We start from the raw sequence: 16,716 nt of genomic DNA, 5'->3' as shown, positions 1-16,716 counted from the left end.
GAGTTCAGGAAAGTTGAGGGACATTCAGGATCCCGGGAGCGGGGGAGCCGCGGAGATGAGCGGGGCGCTCGGGACATGCGGAAGGGCACCCCGCGGCGTGCTCGGTCGACGGCCGCGAGATGCCCCTGGGGCTCGGTGTGTCAGCCTGCGAATACGTTGCCGAAGTACGCGAGTCCCGACGGCCCGCCCAGCGTGGTGCTGCCGAAGGACTTGGAGCCGGTGGCGGTGGTGCCGGACGTGGTGGACTTGAAGAGCCAGACCGCGCCGGCGCCGCCGTTCTCGCCGCGGGCACCGACCGCCAGTTCCGCGCGGCCGTCGGCGTTGGCGTCCGTGAGGAAGACCGCGTCGCCGAAGTAGTCCTCGGCCTCGGCGGTGCCGGGAACGTTCGCGGTGTCCTGCGAGTAGGACTTGGAGCCGGTGCCGGTCAGGCCGGAGGCGGAGCCGCGCAGAACCGTGACCTGGCCCGCGTGCCGCACCGAGCCGATGCTCTCGCTGTCGGAGCCGATCACGACGTCGGCGTAGCCGTCGCCGTTGGTGTCGCCCGACGAGAGGCTCCAGCCGAAGCCGTCGTTCTTCTCGCCGGTGCCGGGCACCCCGGCGGTGTCCTGGGTGATCCGGACCGGCGTACGGGTGCTCAGACCCCCCGCCGCTCCGTATGTCACGGTGATCGCGCCGCCGAGTCCGCCGTTCGGCTCGGTCGTCGACTTCTCCATGAAGTTGCCGGTCACGATGTCGCCGTAGCCGTCCTTGTCGACGTCGGCGATGGTGCCCGCGTAGCCGCCCGCGAGCTTCTTGCTGTACTTCGGGCCGGTGGCGGAGCCGAGGTAGAGGGCGCTGCGGGTGCGGTAGTCGCCGGTGCTGGTCTCCTCCTGGCCCATGACCAGGAGGTCCTGCTTGCCGTCGCCGTTGACCTCGCCCGCGACGAGCCCGTCCGGGTAGATGGTGGTCTGGTCGAGCGTGTCGACGCCGATGAGTGAAGCCGCCTTGCCCGTACGGGAGATGGGGCCCCGGAAGATGTTCAGGGCGGGCGTGGAGTTGTTGGCGGCGGCCAGGTCGGTGTGGCCGTCACCGTCGAAGTCACCGGCCGCCACCTGCCAGCCGAGCTCACTGCGGTACTGCGGCAGCGGCGAGGAGATGTCGGTGCCGGACTTCACTCCGCTCGCGCCGCCCCACAGCACCGTGAGCGTGCCGTAGGAGTCGGTGGAGCCGATTCTCTCGCTGTGCACGCCGACGACGATGTCCGTGTAACCGTCGCCGTCCATGTCGCCGGTGGTCAGACGGTCGCCGAAGTAGTCGCTGGACTCGGGGGTGCCGGGGATGCCGGTGGTGTCCTGGCTGATGATCTGCCGCTTGGTGGTGTCGAGGCCGCTCGCCGTGCCGTAGACCACGGCGACGTATCCGGCGCCGGACTTCCCGGCGACCTTGGCGATCGGCGCGGCGATCGCGAGGTCGCGGTAGCCGTCGCCGTTGAAGTCGCCGGACAGGCCGGAGGGCGCGGCGGAGGCGTTGGCCGCGGGCAGGGCGGTGAGCAGCCCGGTCGTCAGGGTCGCGGCCAGCAGGAGGGTGCGCTTGCGCATGGGGATTCCCCGTTCATGAATGCAGGAGGTCTGCGAGTGCGGAAGGTTCACGAAGGATGGAGGTCGGGCGAGCCGTCGCCGTCGAGGCCGCCGGTGGCGAGGTCGCTGCCGAGGTGGGCGTTCGACCCGTTCGCGCCGCTCTTCGGGGTGAGGTCGGTACCGCCCGAGAGGCCGGAGCCGGAGCCCCACACGATGGTGACCGTGCCGCGGTACTCCGTGGTGCCCACGTGCTCCGTGGGGTTGCCGACGACGAGGTCCGCGTAGCCGCCCTTGTTGAGGGTGGCACTCGCGAGCGTCTCGCCGAAGGCGTCGTCCTCCTCACCGGATCCAGGGGTGCCCGTGGCGGAGCCGACGGTGGTGCTCTGGGCACCGATGGCGAGGTCTCGGTGGCCGTCGCCGTTGAAGTCGTACGACTTCGCGGCCGCGGCGCGGGCGGTGCGCAAGGCGGGGGCTCCAGGGGGAGGCCGGGCCCGTGATGGGTCACGGGCCCGGCGCACTCGGAAGGGGGACGGCTCAGTCGGCGAAGAGGGCGCCGAACTGCGGCGTGCCGTCCGTCGAGACGCCCGAGGTGCTCGGCGAGACGGTGCGCGAGCCGCTCGTGGTGATCGTCGTGCCGTTGGAGGGCAGGTAGGTCACCGCGCCGTTGGCGCTGTTCTCGTACGAGCCGACGAGCAGGTCGGCCTTGCCGTCGCCGTTGACGTCGTCGAGCTTCACGTCCGCGCCGAAGAGGTCGCCCTTCTCGTCGTTGCCGGGGACACCCGCCGTGCTCTGGGCCAAGGCCTGCACGCCCGAGGAGACCTTGACGCCGCTCGCGGAGCCGTACATGACGGTGACCATGCCGGTGTTGGTGACGCCGTCGATGTCCTCGTTCGGGGCGCTGACGACGAGGTCCTGGTAGCCGTCGCCGTTGACGTCGCCCATGTCCAGGTCCCAGCCGAAGGCGTCGCCCTTCTCCGAGGTGCCGGGCACGTTGCCGGTGTTCTGGGTGATACCGGAGGTGCTGGCGGGACCCGACGCGGAGCCGTAGGTGATGTTCACCTTGCCGCCGTCGGCGGAGCTCGGGATGGTCGTGCCGTCGTCAGTCTTGCTGTCCCAGCCCGCGCCGCTGACGATGTCGCCGTAGCCGTCGCCGTTGATGTCGCCGATCGCGGTGATGATGCCGGGCTTGAGGGCCTGGGCGGACGAGGCGCTCAAGCCGTTCGCCGAACCGGGCAGGAAGTAGTTGGTGTTCCAGCCGTAGTCGGTCTGGGTCTCGAAGCCGTCGACGATCAGGTCGGTGCAGCCGTCGCCGTTCACGTCGCCGGCGGTGAGGCTCATCGGGCCGAAGGGGTCGTCGTTGGTGCCCGACTGGATCGGCGGCTTGAGCGCGGTACGGCCCTCGATTGCCTCACCGTAGGCGCTGATGCCGCCCCGGAAGATGTAGATCGTGCTGGACGAGTTGCCCACGGCCAGGTCGGCCTTGCCGTCGCCGTCGAAGTCACCGGCGGCCAGGTCCTTGCCCCAGTAGTCGTGGGAGGAGGCAGCCGGGTCGGCTATGGTCACGCCCTTGCCGGTCAGGCCGGACGCCGAGCCCCACAGGACGGCGAGGGTGCCGCCGTCGGTGTCGTCGCCGACCTTCTCCCACGGGGTGGCCACCGCGAGGTCGTCGTACCCGTCGCTGTTGAAGTCGGCGTACGCCGTCTCACCGCCGAAGCCGTCCCCGGCCTCGGCGGTGCCCGGGACGCCGGTGGTGTCCTGGCTGATCGTGGAGCGCTTGGCGGACGATACGCCGGTGGCGGTGCCGTAGAGCGCGACGATCTGGCCGGCGCCCGCGTGGCCGCTGACGTAGGCACCGTGGGCGGAGGCGACGACGTCGCCGATGCCGTCGCCGTTGAAGTCGGCCTTCGCCGTCTTGAAGGAGTCCGCGGCCGTCGCCGTCGCGGCCGAGAAGGTGAGCAGACCGCCCGTCAGCGCGGCAGCGGTGGCCGTCGCGAGGGCGAGTCGCAGGTGGTGCGGGTGACGCTTGTGCATGCGGGGGTCTCCTGCGGCATGCGGGGACGCGTGGCGCGCGTCCGTAGTCGATGAGGTGCCGTCCGCCCGCGTTTGCCCGGAGTTTTCCGGAGCTCCGCCGGGAGTTGGCGATCAGGAGACCGGCGGAGGTGAGGAAGGGTTGTACGGGAGTGCAGAAGATTTCTGAGGTCGGTGAGGCAACTGGGGCGTACGGGACGAAAGGGTTTTCCGTACGCCCCGGCCTCGGGTGATCACTGCACGCCCGGCTTCGGGTGTGGGGCGATCCCTACTTGCCCAGCACCCCGCCGTACGCCGGCGCCCCGTCGAGGCCCAGTTTCGCGGGCGTGAGTGAGACGGCGGGCAGCCGCGGGTGGTCTCCCGCGGAGGGGCGGTACCAGACGCCGCCCGAGGAAACCGTGGTGGAGCCGCTGGTGGACGCGTTCTCGCCGGGGGCGCCGATCACGAGGTCGCCGTACGCGGCTCCGTCGTAGTCGGCCGCCGCCAGCGCCGCGCCGAAGTGGTCGCCCGCCTCCGCCGTGCCCGCGACACCGGTGCTGTTCTGGCTGAAGGACGGGCCGGTGAACACGCCGTCGTAGCCCGCCTCCAGCTCCCAGAACGCCCCCGCCTCCGCGGCGGAGCCGACCGCCTCGTGGCTCGCGCCCGCGAGCAGGTCGTCGCTGCTGCCGTCGAGGTCGGCGACCACGAGCGAGGCGCCGAAGTTGTCCCCGGCCTCCGCCGTGCCGCCCACGTACGGCGAGGACTGGGTCGTGCAGGTCACCTTGCCGCCGAGCGTGGAGCCGGGGGCGCCGTACACCGTGGCGATCGCGCCGCCCAGGCGGTCCTCGCAGTACGTGCCGTCCGCCTCCGGGTCGGGCTGGACCTCGCCGATGGTCAGGTCGGCGCGGCCGTCGCGGTTGAAGTCGCCGGCGGCGAGCGCGGTGCCGGAGTCGGAGGCGTCCCAGGTGGTCCGCCAGCTGCCGGAGGCCAGGGTGCGTACGCGGGTGCCGGAACTCTCCATGCCCTTGTAGGTCACCGCGAAGTCGTCCGTGCCGTCACCGTCGAAGTCGGCGCTGGTCAGGGCGCGGGCGCCACCGAAGTCGTACCCCTCGACGAGGGAGAGGGGCGCCTGCGTGGTGAGCGGGCCCGGGCGCAGCACCGTCGCCCCGCCCTCCTCGCCCTGCACGCTCAGCACCAGGTCCCGGTCGCCGTCACCGTCGTAGTCGCCGGCCGTGACCAGCTTGCCGAGCTGCTGGTCGGCGACGCCCTTGGCCACCGTGAGCCCCGACGTGAGGCCGCGCGCCGAGCCCCACAGGACGTACGCGGCGCCCTGGTGGTCGCCGGCCGAGGAGCCGATCTGCTCGCCGGGGGCGGTTACCGCGAGGTCGGCGTAGCTGTCGCCGTTGAGGTCCGCGGCCTGGACGGCGTAGCCGAACCTGTCGCCCGACTCCGCCGTGCCCGGGATGCCCGAACTCGCCTGACTGATCTTGGAGGAGGAGCCACCGAGGCCGTCCGGCGAGCCCCACAGCACATGGACGAAACCGGCCTTGGCCCGGCCGTCGGCCGTGCCCGCCGGGACGCCGACCGCGAGGTCGGGGAAGCCGTCGCCGTTGAAGTCGCTCTTCACGGCGGGGGCCGCCGTGGCGGCGGGCGCGGCGAGGCCCGCGAGACCGAGGACGACCGCGGCGCACAGGACGGCGGCGGAGAGGGCCTTAGGGGACACGAGGGTTCTCCCATTCTCGTAGGGGGCAATGGTTCAGCGGGCGGGGGCCGGTCGGGGACGACCGGCCGGGGCGGTGGCGCAGGACTGGGTCTGCTGAGCGAGTCCGCTCAGCGCAGGACGGTGCCGAACCGGAGGCCGGCGCCGCCGAGGCCGAAGTCCGCGCCGTTGAAAGAGGTGGCGTACGACGTGGTGGGCCCGGTGGTGGTACCGCGCAGGACCCAGACGGCGCCGGCGTCGGCCGCCGTGCCGATGTCCTCGCCGGTGGCGCTGATCGCGAGGTCGGCGCGGCCGTTCCTGTTGATGTCCTTGAGGCGGACGGCGGAGCCGAAGTGGTCGCCCGTCTCCGGGGCGCCGGGCACGCCCGAGGTGGCCTGGTGCCAGGAGGTGCCGCCGCCGAGGACCCCCGAACCGCCTTTCAGCAGCACTACGTTGCCGACGGCCCCGACCGTCCCCACCGTCTCGCCGGGGGAGCCGGCCGCCACGTCCGCGTAGCCGTCGCCCGTCATGTCGCCGGCCGCGACCGAGGCGCCGAAGCCGTCACCGGCCTCGTCCTCGCCGGGGACGCCGGCACTGGACTGGTCGTACGTCCGCGAGGGCCAGCCGTCCGCGCCGAGCCCGGCCGCGTTGCCGCCCCAGACCACGATCTTTCCGCCGTCACCCGCCTCGGGATCGCCGAGCACCAGGTCGTCGTAGCCGTTCTTGTTCAGGTCGGCGTGGGCGAGCTGTGCCTCGTCGAAGGCGCCGCTCTCGGCGCTCTGGAAGAGGGGTTTGTAGGAGTGGCCGATGTCACCGGGGCCGCCGCGCAGGTAGCCGGCCCAGCCGTGGCCGCTCGCGCCTTTTTTGCCGAACAGGATGTAGTCGCTGCCCTGGGTGTTGGAGAAACGGCCGCCGACGATGCCGTCGAGGGTGACGTCGGCGGGGAGGAAGTCCACCTCGGGGCCGAACGCGGTGCCGGGGACCCCGTCCGTGTACCACCAGAAGCGGTTGGCGGAGACGACGGCCAGGTTGCCGCCGGCGTCGCCGTCGAGGTCGACGAAGGAGGCGCCCTCACCGAAGCGGACGTCCTCGGCGGTGGGTGCGTTGAGGACCATACCGCCGGTCCTGAAGCCGTTCGCCCCGCCCCACACGATCGTCATCGACCCTCCGGCCCTGTCGGTCACCCTCTCGCCGGGGGCGCCGACGATCAGGTCCGCGAAGCCGTCGCCGTTCACGTCCCCGCTGGTCACGTTCTCGCCGAACTCGTCCTCGGCCTCGGTGACCCCGGGCACGCCGGAGGTGTTCTGCGTGACGGTCACGGAGCGGGAGGGGGAGACACCGGACGAGGACCCCCAGGTCACCGTCACGGAGTTGGCCGTGGGCGTGCCGACGACCAGGTCGCGGTAGCCGTCGCCGTTGAAGTCGTCCTTCAGCGCGGACGCGGCGGACGCGGACCCGGCCAGGGGCAGCGTGAGCCCCGCCGCGGCGAGCCCGGCCACGGCAGCCGCTACGGCCAGTTTCTTTGCGCGCACGAGTTCACTCCCAAAGCCTGGGGCACGGGTTTCCTGTGTGTGACCCACGAGGCGTACGAAGAGTTGTGCACGGATGGCCGGAAGGTGAACCCCGGCTACTTCAGCCGCAGCGGTACGCCGATGTCGTCGGGCGTGAACAGCCGCACCGCCTTCGCGTCGAACCCGGTATCCGTCCCCCGCAGCACCAGATACGCGCCCTTCCTCTTCTCGTACAGCGGCGCGAAGACGACCGCGTCGGCGTGGTCGTCGCCGTCGACGTCGAGGAGCGGAGGCCGGTGGCCGAAGGCGTTCCAGTGATACGGGTTCGGGGTGCCGGGCAGCCCCTCGGTCTCCGCGTCGACCACCTGCTCGCCGTCCAGGGACTGGACCCCGTCCGGTCCGCCGGGCAGCAGCGTCACCTTGCCGTCGTGGCGCCGGAAGCCCGGGGTGTTCACCACGACGTCCGGCTTCCCGTCGCCGTCGACGTCCCCGGCGGAGGGCGACGAGCCGAAGTCGATGCGGCGCCGGTCGGCGGTGTCCATGCCGCCGATCACGGTCTCCTTCCGGCCCGTGTTCAGGCCGGACTTCGCCCCGTAGAGGATCGTCAGCGCACCGCCCGCGCCGGGCATCTCCGCGGGGGCCGCGCTGAGCTGGGTGGGCAGCAGCAGGTCGGTGAGGCCGTCGCCGTCCGCGTCGCCCGCCGCAGAGGTGCGGGGGCCGTCCTGGGTCGCCACCGCGGCCGCGATACGGCTCTCCTGGCGGGTGTCCCGGACCAGGCCCTGCTCACCGCCCTCGTAGGAGCCGACGGTGTGCAGGTCCCCGGGCGCGGACTCGTCCTCCTCGGAGTCGAAGGAGTACGTGAACACCACCTCGGCCTTGCCGTCGCCGTCGAAGTCGCCGGTGGTGGCCGTGGTGGGCGTGGCGTAGCCGTGCTGGCCCAGGTCGAGCACGGCCTGGCGCTTCGGTGTACCCGTGCGGTCGAAGGGGCCGTAGAGGAGCAGGCCTTCGCCGCCCGCCCCGGTGGCGTTGGGGTCGCCGGAGCCGCCGTGGCCGCCGTCGAGGAGGTCCACGGAGCCGTCGCCGTCGAAGTCGGCTGCGGCCAGCGGGCGGAAGCCGTCGGGCACGTCGAGCCGCCGGGCGGCGGCCAGCCCGTGCGCGCCGCCGAACAACGCGAAGGAGCCGCTCACGGTCCCGCCCGCGCCACGGCTGCCGACCAGGTCCGTGAAGCCGTCACCGTCGAGGTCGGCGCGCAGGAGCGGCGACATGAACGAGGCGTACGGGCGGCTGCCGGCCGAAGTCCGCTGCGCCGTCGCGGTGTCGAGACCCTCGCGCGAGCCGTAGACGACGACCAGTGTCGCCGCGTACTTCTTCTTGTCCTTGGACGTCGATTCCACGATGTCGGTGAAGTCGTCGAAGCCGTCGCCGTTGAAGTCGCCGGAGTCGGGGTGCGCGGCAGGTTTCCCGGCGGTGGGGCGGGAGGAGTGGCCGGTGTCCGAGGAGTCGTCCCGGGGGTCGTCCTGTGTGCTGCATCCCGTGGTCGCGAGCAGCGCCGGGAGCAGGAGGGCGCAGCCCAGGGCGGTGATCGGTCGGGGTGCGCGCATCGGTGCTCCAGGTGTGGTGGGACGTCTGGCACTGCTTCTGTTTCGGGGGCGACTCGTGAGGTTGGTGAAGGGTTGTGCCGTCACTGAGTTCGGTAGATCTTTGAGTCCGGTGGGGCGCCGGACCGAAGCCCGGCGCCCCACCGGAAAGCCGCTCCCGGAAGGTCAGCCGATGAGGCCGGTACCGAACGCGCCGTAGGTGCGGGACAGGCCGAAAGCGCCGGGGCCGAACGAGCGGGCGCCGGTGGTGGTGACGCCGCCCGACGAGCCGAGCAGCGCGGTGACGGCGCCGACGCCCTCGTCCTCGAAACTCGCACCGATGGTGAAGTCGGCCTTGCCGTCCTTGTTCACGTCGGACAGCAAGTCGTCGGAGCCGAAGTAGTCCATGGACTCGGCCGTGCCAGGGACGCCGGTGGTGGCCTGGGAGAGGGCGCGGCCCCCGGTGCGGGAGACACCCGATGCCGAACCGTTCATCAGCACCGTCGCGCCGGTGTCCTCGGCCGTGCCGATGTCCTCGAAGGGGACGCCGATGGCGAGGTCGCCATAGCCGTCGCCGTTGGTGTCGCCGATGGAGACGGAGCCGCCGAAGCCGTCGCCCTCCTCGTCGGTGCCGGGAACACCTGTGGAGTCCTGGGTGAGTTCGGCCATCGGGACGTCGCCGTTGACCGGGCCGCCTTCGGAACCGCGGATGACGACGACCTTGCCGCCGGGGCTGCCTTCGTGGCCGTCCTCCTTGGAGAAGACGTTGCCGAGGGCGATCTCGTCGTAGCCGTCGCCGTCGATGTCGCCGAGGGCGATGGAAGTGCCGCCGTTCAGCGGGCGCGGCACGGACGTCTCCAGGCCGGAGGTGGTGCCGAGGTAGGCGACGCCCTTGGTCCAGTCGCCTGAGCCGTCGGAGTTGAGGGCGGTGCGGTAGGTGAGGACGAGGTCGGCCTTCTTGTCGCCGTTGGTGTCGCCTGCCGCCATGGCGTCGATGCCATACTTCGCCTTGTCGGGCAGGCCGATCTTCTGGGTGGATCCGGTGGTGCCGGAGGTGGTGAAGCGGCCCCGGACGACGTACGCGTGCGAGGAGCTCGTGCCGACGGCCAGGTCGGCTTTGCCGTCCCCGTTGAAGTCGCCCGCCGCCAGCCCTCGGCCCCACTCGTCGTGCGACGAGGCCGCCGGGTCCTTGACCGTGGTCCCGTTCTTGAGGCCGCCCGACGAGCCCCACAGCGCGGTGACGGAACCGCCGTCGTCGTCCGTGCCGACGTCCTCGCCGGGGGCGCCGACGGCGAGGTCGGTGTAGCCGTCGCCGTTGAGGTCGGCCACGGTGAGCGCCCTGCCGAAGTAGTCCTCGGCCTCCGCGGTGCCGGGCACACCCGTGGTGTTCTGGCTGACCACGGTGCGCTTGGCGGGGTTCAGTCCGGTGGAGCTGCCGTAGACCACGGCCACGTAGCCGGCCATGCCCTTGCCGTCGACCGTCGCGTACGGGGCGGCGAACGCGACGTCGCCGTAGCCGTCGCCGTTGAAGTCCGCCTTGTACTGGCGGACGGAGTCCGCGGCCGTCGCCGTCGCGGCCGAGAAGGTGAGCAGACCGCCCGTCAGCGCGGCTGCCGTGGCCGTCGCGAGGGCGAGTCGCAGGTGGTGCGGGTGTCGCTTGTGCATGCGGGGTTCTCCTGGGCATGCGGGGATGCCTGGCGGGCATCCGCAGTCGGTGGGGTACGACCGTCCCCTGCGCCGGTGCTCGTCAACCAAGGCAGGGGCGTTCGGTGATCAGGAGACCTTCGCCGACAGGCAGGGGTTGTACGTGAGTTCGGTAAATCTTTGAGGTCTCTGCGGCGAGAGAGGCATTTTGGGGCCCTACCGCACCAGGAACTCGGAACTGGAGAACGTGACCGACGGCTCCGCCGCGACCAGCCCCTTCTCGGCCCCCGGATAGACGGCGACCGTGTCCTTGGTCTCGCCCCGGTACGTCTGCACCGCCAGGTCCGCCCGCCCGTCCCCGTCGAAGTCGCCCACCGTCAGCACGCGTGTGGTGCCCCGGGCCGGTGGCTCGACGGTCACCATGCCCTTCGCCGACAGTCCCGTCGTACGCCCCTGGAACACCCGCAACTCCGAGCCGCTGGAGACGAGTTCGCTCAGCCCGTCCCCGTCGAAGTCGGCGGCGTCGAGCATCGATCCGGGGGAGCCGAGGCTGCCGCGCGCGGCGCTGGGGAGGTCGTAGCGCAGTGACGTTCCGCCCATGGAGCCGATCGCGGCGTCCAGCGCCTTGCCCTTGCCGAAGCGGCCGAACGCCACGTCGATGCCGGCCGGCAGGACGACTCCCGTGCGGGCGGGGCCGTTCGGTCCGCCGAGGACCACGGCCGACTTGCCCGCGCCCTGCGCCGTACGGACGAGCAGGTCGTCGTATCCGTCGCGGTTCACGTCGGCGGCCGGACCCGTGGGGACCTCGCCCGGTGACGGGATCGGCGCGCCGGCCTTGCGTGGGGCGCCCTTGCGGCTGAACGGGCCGCGCAGATAGCTGAGTCGGCCCGCCGAGGCGTGCACCACCAGGTCCTCGGTGCCGTCGCCGTCGAAGTCGCCGCACACGGGCTGGTCGGCCCAGTCGTTGCCGAAACGTGCCTGCGCGGGGACGGCGAGCTTGACCGCCCTGCCGGTGAGGCCGTTCGGGGAGCCGAAGAGGATCTGGAGGGGGACCGGCGGCTGCCCCTGTCCGTCGTACGGCGGGTCGGTCGACACGACCAGATCCGTGAAGCCGTCCTTGTCGAGGTCGCAGCTCGCCTCCGCGTCGAAGACGGCGGGGAGTCGGCCCTTGGTGGGGGCGGCCTGCTTCTTCGGGCTGAGCAACTGCCGGGCGCCGGGCGTGAGTCCGCGCGCGCCGCCGTAGACGATGCCGATGCCCGCGTCGTCCGCGTGGCTCTGTTCCTTGACGAGGTCGCCCAGGACCAGGTCGCGGTGCCCGTCACCGTTGAAGTCGTCGGCGACCTTGCTCCCCTTGCCCTGGGGGACGGGGAGTTGGGCCGGGGCGTCCGCGATGTGTGCCGGGGTGCTCTTGGCCGCCCCGGCGTTCGTGCCGGGGCCGCAGGCAGCGAGAAGGCCGCCCCCGAGGGCGCATACCGCCAGGGCTGCCGCCACCCGCGTTCCCGCTCTTCGCCCGCTCACCGCGCACCTCACCCGCCCCGAAGACAACAACGCGGGTCATCATGCACGTATTTCGACCGGTGGGTTAAGGGGTGCGGCGTGCGGGATGGGTCACGCGGGGGTCTGGACCCTGGCCTGCGCCCAGCCCTGCTCGGAAGGCTCGGACGGCCGCTCGGCGACGAATGGGCCGAGGCCGACCTCGGCTCGGTTGAGCCCTTCCGCCTCGAGGTGGGCCAACGCCTTCTGCGCCGTGGAAGCCGCGCTACCGAACTCGGCGGGCAGTTCGACGCCGGACGGCACTCGGGCCCCCGGGATGGACACCGTCGGCGATGCGGGTGCCAATGGCGGCGGCGACCTGCCGCCGGACGGGTCGGGTTCGGTCGAGCCAGTGAACCAGGTGGTGGTCGCTACGACTCTGCGGGCTTCTGGGCGACGAACGAGCCGAGGCCCGGCTCGGTGTACGTCAGCCCGTCCTTGCGTAGCCCCTGGAGCACCTTCTGCGCCGTTGCCGCCGCGATCCCGAACTCGGCCGTGATTTGGATGACCGACGGTACTCGGGTGCGTGGCGGATAGGTTCCGTCTTCGATGCGTCTGCGGAGGACCTCGGCGACTTGGCGCCAGCGGGGGATGTCTGGAACGAACTGCATCACACCATCATGCGTATACCGAGGACACCAGTGCGAGTGATGGTGTACCTAGTACACCTGGATCGCTATCGGTAATGTGGAGTAACGACAGACCCCGGCGACGGATGGAGCCGTCCCGGGGCGTGGCCACCAGCTGATCGGAGCTGATGACGTGACCGACCTTATCCGCCGCCTCGTCACGTGGGTGAGCGTCCTGCTCAACCTGCGCGAGGCACATCCCGCACGCCATACCCACCCCACGCCCGTCCTCCCTACGTGGCCCCGAGTCGTGGTGCTTCCCACAAACCGCAGCCCGTACGGGCTGGACATCCCCCTCGACGGCACCGCCACCGTCGCCGTACGCCCGTATGTCACCGCCCACGAACAGCGCGAGCGGCGCCGCGAACTGGCACTGGCCACGCTGGGGCTGGACACGCCCGGCCCGTACTGGATCCACGGGCTGGAGGTCGCCTGATGGGGGCGGAACTGCCGCAGGTACCGCGCCTGCTGCCCTGGTCCGGTCCCGAGGGCAAGCCCTGCTATCTGGTCAGCGACGACCACGGCGGACCCGTGTCCCGGCTGGCCGATGCCACGGAGTCGATCCAGCTCGGCATGGGCGCGGAACTCCTCGCGCATGCCCACAGCATGCTCCCGGACAGCCCACCGGGCGAACTCCGCTTCCTCGCCGAGCGCCTGACCGAGGCCCTCCTGGTCACCCTTCGCGTCGCCGAGAGCCGCGGCCGAAGGCTGGACCACTTGAACTGACCGGGAACGGCGACGCCCCCTGCCGGTGGGGCAGGGGGCGTCGGTCGTAGCGATCGGGCCGGTTACTTCACCGGCTCCGGCTCCGGCGCGCTCTCCGTCTCCGCCTCGCCCGCCGGGTCGACCGGCGTCTTGACGGAGTCGAGGAGCAGCTGGGCCACGTCCACGACCTGGACGGACTCCTTGGCCTTGCCGTCGTTCTTCTTGCCGTTGACCGAGTCGGTCAGCATGACGAGGCAGAACGGGCAGGCGGTGGAGACGATGTCCGGGTTGAGGCTGAGGGCCTCGTCGACGCGCTCGTTGTTGATGCGCTTGCCGATGCGCTCCTCCATCCACATCCGCGCACCACCGGCGCCACAGCAGAAGCCGCGCTCCTTGTGGCGGTGCATCTCCTGCTGACGCAGGCCCGGGACGGCGGACATGATCTCGCGCGGGGGCGTGTAGATCTTGTTGTGGCGGCCCAGGTAGCACGGGTCGTGGTAGGTGATCAGACCCTCGACCGGGGTGACCGGGAGCAGCTTGCCCTCGTCGATGAGGTGCTGGAGCAGCTGGGTGTGGTGGATGACCTCGTAGTCGCCGCCGAGCTGCGGGTACTCGTTGCCGATGGTGTTGAGGCAGTGCGGGCAGGTGGCGACGATCTTCTTCGCCGACTTCGGCTTCTTGGTCGACTCGTCCTCGTCGTCCTCACCGAACGCCATGTTCAGCGCCGCCACGTTCTCCATGGCGAGTTCCTGGAACAGGGGCTCGTTGCCGAGACGGCGCGGGGAGTCACCGGTGCACTTCTCGTCGCCGCCCATGATCGCGAACTTGACGCCCGCCATGTGCAGCAGCTCGGCGAAGGCCTTCGTGGTCTTCTTGGCGCGGTCCTCCAGGGCGCCGGCGCAGCCGACCCAGTACAGGTACTCGACCTCGGACAGGTCCTCGATGTCACGTCCGACGACCGGGATCTCGAAGTCGACTTCCTTCGTCCACTCCAGGCGCTGCTTCTTGGCCAGGCCCCAGGGGTTGCCCTTCTTCTCCAGGTTCTTGAGCATCGTGCCCGCCTCGGACGGGAACGCGCTCTCGATCATCACCTGGTAGCGGCGCATGTCGACGATGTGGTCGATGTGCTCGATGTCGACCGGGCACTGCTCGACACAGGCGCCGCAGGTGGTGCAGGACCACAGGACGTCCGGGTCGATGACGCCGCCCGCGGCGAAGCCGCTGTCGGATACAGCCTCGACGGTGCCGATCAGCGGGCGCTCGGCCTCGGCGAGGGCGGCGGCGGGGACGTCCTTCAGCTGCTCCTCGGACGCCTTCTCCTCGCCCTCCATGGTCTTGCCGCCACCGGCGAGCAGGTAGGGCGCCTTGGCGTGCGCGTGGTCGCGCAGCGACATGATGAGGAGCTTGGGGGACAGCGGCTTGCCGGTGTTCCAGGCGGGGCACTGCGACTGGCAGCGGCCGCACTCGGTGCAGGTGGAGAAGTCCAGCAGGCCCTTCCAGGAGAACTGCTCGACCTGGCTGACACCGAAGACGTCGTCCTCGCCGGGGTCGGTGAAGTCGATCGGCCTGCCGCCGGAGGTCATGGGCTGGAGCGCGCCGAGCGCGGTCCCACCGGTCGCGTTCCGCTTGAACCAGATGTTCGGAAAGGCGAGGAAGCGGTGCCAGGCCACACCCATGTTGGTGTTCAGCGAGACCACGATCATCCAGATGAACGAGGTGCTGATCTTGATCATCGCGACCAGGTAGACCAGGTTCTGCAGCGTGGCGACGCTCAGGCCCTTGAAGGCGAGGACCAGCGGGTACGAGGCGAAGTACCCGGCCTCGTAGCTCTCCACGTGGTGGATCGTGCCCTCGAGGCCGCGCAGCACGTAGATGGCCAGGCCGATGGTGAGGATGACGTACTCGACGAAGTACGCCTGTCCGGCCTTGGAGCCCGTGAAGCGGGACTTGCGGCCGGCCCGGGAGGGCAGGCTCAGCAGCCGGATCGCCATCAGGACGACGATGCCGAGGACGGTCATCACGCCGATGAACTCGGTGTACATCTCAAGCGGCAGCCAGTCGCCGACGATCGGCAGCGTCCAGTCGGCCTGGAAGAGCTGGCCGAAGGCCTGTGCCAGGGTCGGCGGGAGCGTCAGGAAGCCGACCGCCACGAACCAGTGGGCGAAGCCGACGATGCCCCAGCGGTTCATCCGCGTGTGGCCGAGGAACTCCCTGACCAGGGTCACGCTGCGCTGATAGGGGTTGTCGGTCCGGGCGCCGGCGGGTACGGGCTGGCCGAGCTTGAAATACCGGACGAACTGGCCGATGGCGCGTGCGAGCAGCGCAACGCCGACCACGGTCAGGACCAGCGACACGATGATCGCGGCGAGTTGCATTGGGGGCTCCTCGGGCCTGCGAGGTATTGCTCCGAGAGTGACCTCGAAGGTGATTACTAAGCGGTAACTTATGCAGTCCGTCTGAGACTACCCACTTCTAGCGCCGCACTGTAGCCAGGAGTGCGGTGATCTGCGTCGCTGAGGGTCGCCTGAGCGGGTGTCTCCACGGGGGTCCGGCGGGGGCTCGCGGCCCGACACGTAAACCCGATCGTGTTATTCGCACAATACTGTGACATTCACGCCTAAATTAGCGACGTGTTGTACGGAATCGCCGCCGCCACGGCCGCCCTGTTGCTCACCGCCGCGCTCAGCGCGCAGCTGCGGATGTTCGCCCTACGCCTAGGGGTGGTCGAGCGGCGCCGTGTGCGGCCGGTTCCGCTGCTCGGCGGGGTGGCCGTCGTCGTCGGCACGGCGTTCGTGGCCGGGATCGGGGACTGGACGGACGTCGCCCCGTTGGGTCCGGAGGCCGAACGGGTGCTGATGGCCGGGATCGGGGTCGCCGTGCTGGGTCTGGCCGGCGATCTCTGGGCCGTGCCGTTCGCGGTGCGGGTCGTCGGCGTGGTGGGTGCCGCCGCGCTGACCGTGCCGTACGACGAACTGGGGCTGCCGGCCGGGGTGCTGGCCGTCGCCTGGATCGTCCTCGTCGTGCACGCCTTCGACTCGCTCGATCACGCCGACGGGGTGATGGGGACCGTCGGCGTCATCACCGCCTTCGCGCTCAGCGGGTGTGCCGCCGCCGAACTCATGGACGGACTCGCGGCGCTGCTGAGCATGCTGGCCGCCGCGCTCACCGGGTTCCTGATGCACGGATGGCCGCCGGCCCGGATCGTGCCGGGGCGGTGCGGTGCGCTGTTCGCCGGGTTCGTGCTGGCCTCGGCGGTCGTGCTGGTGCAGGCCGGGCGGGAGGTCGGGCCGGGGCTCGGGGGCGGGTTCGCGCTGACGGCGGTGGCCAGTGCCGATGCCGTGCTGGTGCTCGTGTCGCGGCGGTGCGCCGGGCGGCCGCCGCTGCGATCCGCGCCGGACCATCTTGTGCACCGGCTGCGGCGGGTCGGGCTGACCCGGCAGGGGGCCGTGGTCGTCATCGGGGTCGCCGCGTTCGCCGGGGTGGTGGTGGGGTTGCTCATCGACCTGGGGTGGGTGGGGGCAGGGGTCGCGTGGTGGGTGGCGGGTGCCGTCGCGCTTGTCGCGGTCGTGGGGGCTGTGCGTCCGGTTCCTCGCCCTCGCAGCCGCCCCTACCCGATTCCGTCCCCCGGGGCCCGGCGAGAGGCTACCCATGAATGCGGCGCCCCCAGGCCGCCCTATCGGCCGGAACGGCCTCGTCGGCAAGCGCCGGGCGGGCTGATGGGTGCCGGACGGGGTTGAAATCCTTCAGCCGAGGCGGCAAAGTCGCAGTTCAGACCCCTCTTGCGCGTAAGGAAGAGATAAGAGTTGAGCCCCCTCGACTCAGCTCTGTTGACCGAGAGGCGGGCGTCATGCACAC

14 protein-coding genes are annotated in these 16,716 nt (G+C 71.1%); 3 read left to right on the top strand and 11 right to left on the bottom strand.

Features of this window, described 5'->3' with window-relative positions:
* Positions 1–140: 140 nt before the first annotated feature.
* The 10 genes from ACIBK0_RS04955 to ACIBK0_RS04910 form a co-directional block, all read right to left on the bottom strand.
* Positions 141–1,577 (bottom strand): FG-GAP-like repeat-containing protein, encoded by a 1,437-nt coding sequence (locus ACIBK0_RS04955; RefSeq protein WP_399075676.1) that lies wholly within the window; start codon positions 1,575–1,577, stop codon positions 141–143.
* A 47-nt stretch (positions 1,578–1,624) separates the two neighbouring features.
* Complete coding sequence (locus ACIBK0_RS04950; RefSeq protein WP_399075674.1) at positions 1,625–2,020, bottom strand: hypothetical protein; 396 nt, start codon at positions 2,018–2,020, stop codon at positions 1,625–1,627.
* Between the two features lie 70 nt (positions 2,021–2,090).
* Entirely contained in the window at positions 2,091–3,587 is a 1,497-nt protein-coding gene (locus ACIBK0_RS04945; RefSeq protein WP_399075672.1) for an FG-GAP and VCBS repeat-containing protein, read from the bottom strand.
* 265 nt (positions 3,588–3,852) lie between these two features.
* Positions 3,853–5,286 carry an FG-GAP and VCBS repeat-containing protein gene (locus tag ACIBK0_RS04940; protein ID WP_399075670.1) on the bottom strand — a complete coding sequence of 478 codons (1,434 nt, stop codon included), beginning with the start codon at positions 5,284–5,286 and terminating at the stop codon, positions 3,853–3,855.
* A 107-nt stretch (positions 5,287–5,393) separates the two neighbouring features.
* Positions 5,394–6,794 (bottom strand): FG-GAP repeat protein, encoded by a 1,401-nt coding sequence (locus tag ACIBK0_RS04935; RefSeq protein ID WP_399075668.1) that lies wholly within the window; start codon positions 6,792–6,794, stop codon positions 5,394–5,396.
* Between the two features lie 95 nt (positions 6,795–6,889).
* The gene (locus tag ACIBK0_RS04930) at positions 6,890–8,374 is read right to left on the bottom strand and encodes an FG-GAP and VCBS repeat-containing protein (RefSeq protein WP_399075666.1); all 1,485 of its coding nucleotides are present in this window, start codon (positions 8,372–8,374) and stop codon (positions 6,890–6,892) included.
* Positions 8,375–8,536: 162 nt separating this feature from the next.
* Positions 8,537–10,015 (bottom strand): FG-GAP and VCBS repeat-containing protein, encoded by a 1,479-nt coding sequence (locus ACIBK0_RS04925; RefSeq protein ID WP_399075664.1) that lies wholly within the window; start codon positions 10,013–10,015, stop codon positions 8,537–8,539.
* Positions 10,016–10,210: 195 nt separating this feature from the next.
* Positions 10,211–11,485 carry an FG-GAP repeat domain-containing protein gene (locus ACIBK0_RS04920; RefSeq protein ID WP_399075662.1) on the bottom strand — a complete coding sequence of 425 codons (1,275 nt, stop codon included), beginning with the start codon at positions 11,483–11,485 and terminating at the stop codon, positions 10,211–10,213.
* Between the two features lie 117 nt (positions 11,486–11,602).
* Complete coding sequence (locus tag ACIBK0_RS04915; protein WP_399075660.1) at positions 11,603–11,812, bottom strand: GntR family transcriptional regulator; 210 nt, start codon at positions 11,810–11,812, stop codon at positions 11,603–11,605.
* An 86-nt stretch (positions 11,813–11,898) separates the two neighbouring features.
* Positions 11,899–12,138 (bottom strand): GntR family transcriptional regulator, encoded by a 240-nt coding sequence (locus ACIBK0_RS04910; RefSeq protein WP_399075658.1) that lies wholly within the window; start codon positions 12,136–12,138, stop codon positions 11,899–11,901.
* Positions 12,139–12,289: 151 nt separating this feature from the next.
* Here ACIBK0_RS04910 and ACIBK0_RS04905 point away from each other — a divergent pair, with 151 nt between their 5' ends.
* Both ACIBK0_RS04905 and ACIBK0_RS04900 read left to right on the top strand, forming a co-directional pair.
* Positions 12,290–12,592 (top strand): hypothetical protein, encoded by a 303-nt coding sequence (locus ACIBK0_RS04905; protein WP_399075656.1) that lies wholly within the window; start codon positions 12,290–12,292, stop codon positions 12,590–12,592.
* Entirely contained in the window at positions 12,592–12,882 is a 291-nt protein-coding gene (locus ACIBK0_RS04900; protein ID WP_399075654.1) for a hypothetical protein, read from the top strand. The genes ACIBK0_RS04905 and ACIBK0_RS04900 overlap by 1 nt, the downstream gene beginning before the upstream one ends.
* 62 nt (positions 12,883–12,944) lie before the next feature.
* Here the strand turns inward: ACIBK0_RS04900 and ACIBK0_RS04895 are convergent, their stop codons facing one another.
* A complete protein-coding gene (locus tag ACIBK0_RS04895; protein WP_399075652.1) occupies positions 12,945–15,236 on the bottom strand; it encodes a (Fe-S)-binding protein in 2,292 nt (763 codons plus the stop codon).
* A 255-nt stretch (positions 15,237–15,491) separates the two neighbouring features.
* Between ACIBK0_RS04895 and ACIBK0_RS04890 the strand changes: the two genes are divergently transcribed.
* On the top strand, positions 15,492–16,598 hold the full coding sequence (locus tag ACIBK0_RS04890; RefSeq protein WP_399075649.1) for an MraY family glycosyltransferase: 1,107 nt from the start codon (positions 15,492–15,494) through the stop codon (positions 16,596–16,598).
* Positions 16,599–16,716 lie beyond the last annotated feature (118 nt).

This window comes from Streptomyces sp. NPDC050564 (assembly GCF_044457265.1).
In the GTDB taxonomy this organism is placed as follows: domain Bacteria; phylum Actinomycetota; class Actinomycetes; order Streptomycetales; family Streptomycetaceae; genus Streptomyces.
The sequence above is the reverse complement of the archived record's forward strand: the minus strand, read 5'-3'. Positions and strand labels throughout refer to the sequence as shown.